At 59.3% G+C, this 1,505-nt stretch carries 1 protein-coding gene; it reads right to left on the bottom strand.

The window, feature by feature from the left end; all coding sequences use genetic code 11:
- A partial coding sequence (locus BUB69_RS28965) for a beta strand repeat-containing protein (RefSeq protein WP_217654483.1) occupies positions 1 to 1,505 on the bottom strand: 1,505 nt, incomplete at both ends.

Consider the following 1,505-nt stretch of genomic DNA (forward strand, 5'->3'; position numbering starts at 1 on the left):
ACAGGGATCGCACCGGTGATGTAAGTGGTGTCTGCTGCCAGCGCTGCTGCCGTGTCGCTCACCGACGTCACGGTCAACAGACCTGTTGTCTTGGCATCAATGGCGGTCAGTTGCGCGATGGAGGCCGCATCATTCACGGTAACAGGCACTGCACCGGTGATGTAAAGCGTGTCGGCCGACAGCGCTGCAACCGTGTCATTGATCGACGCAACGGTCAGCAGACCGGTGGTTTTGGCATCAATGGCGGTCAGTTGCGCGATGGTCGCTGCATCGCTCACGGTGACAGGGATCGCACCGGTGATGTAAGTGGCATCAGCCGCCAGCGCCGAAGCGGTGTCGGTGACCGACGTCACAGTCAGGGTGCCAGTGGTCTTGCCGTCGATGGTTGCCAGGTCAGCCAGGCTGGTCGGGTTGTTGACGGTGACCGGAACCGCACCAGTAACGTAGGTGCTGTCAGCGATCAGGTTGGCTGACGTGTCGTTGATCGACTCAACCGTCAGGGTGCCGGTGGTCTTGCCGTCAATCGAGGTCAACTGCGCGATGGTCGCTGCGCCACTCACGGTGACAGGCACTGCGCCCGTGACATAGATGCTGTCGGCAATCAGGTTAGTGGCACTGTCAGTGATCGACGCAACGGTCAGAGCGCCAGTGGTCTTGCCATCAATGCTGCCCAATTGAGCGATGGTGGCGGTGTCGGTCACGCTGACCGGAATGGCGTTTTTGATGTACGTGGTGTCTGCTGCCAGAGCGACTGCGGTATCTGCGATTGAAGTCGCTGTCAGCGTACCAGCCGTCTTGGCGTCAATGCTTGCCAGTTGCGAAAGGCTTGCTGCCGTTGTGATAGTGACAGGAATCGAACCGTTAACGTATGTGGTGTCACTGATCAACGCTGTTGCTGTATCAGCAATGGCGGTGGCAGTCAGTGTACCTGTGGTCTTGGCATCGATGGTCGCCAACTGAGTCAGGTCAGCAGTACCCAGCACGCTCACAGGAACGGAGCCGTTGATGTACAGCGTGTCATTGAGCAACGCCGATACGCTGTCCTCAATGGACGTGACAGTCAGCACACCTGTGGTCTTGGCGTCGATGGCGGCCAGTTGAGTCAGGTTGGCTACGCTGCTCACGGTGACCGGTACGGCGCCAGTGACGTAGGTGCTGTCATTGACCAGATTGACCACGCTGTCAGTGATCGATGCAACGGTCAGAGCGCCAGTGGTCTTGCCATCGATGGCGGTCAGTTGCGCAATGGAGGCCGCACCGCTCACGGAGACAGGGATCGCACCGTTGATGTAAGTGGTGTCTGCTGCCAGCGCTGCTGCTGTGTCGCTCACCGACGTCACGGTCAACAGACCTGTTGTCTTGGCATCAATGGCGGTCAGTTGCGCGATGGAAGCCGCGTCATTCACGGTGACAGGCACTGCACCGGTGATGTAGAGCGTGTCGGCCGACAGCGCTGCAACCGTGTCATTGATCGACGCAACGGTCAGCAGACCGGTGGTCTTGGC

Origin of the sequence: Pseudomonas asturiensis (genome assembly GCF_900143095.1) — a bacterium.
In the GTDB taxonomy this organism is placed as follows: domain Bacteria; phylum Pseudomonadota; class Gammaproteobacteria; order Pseudomonadales; family Pseudomonadaceae; genus Aquipseudomonas; species Aquipseudomonas asturiensis.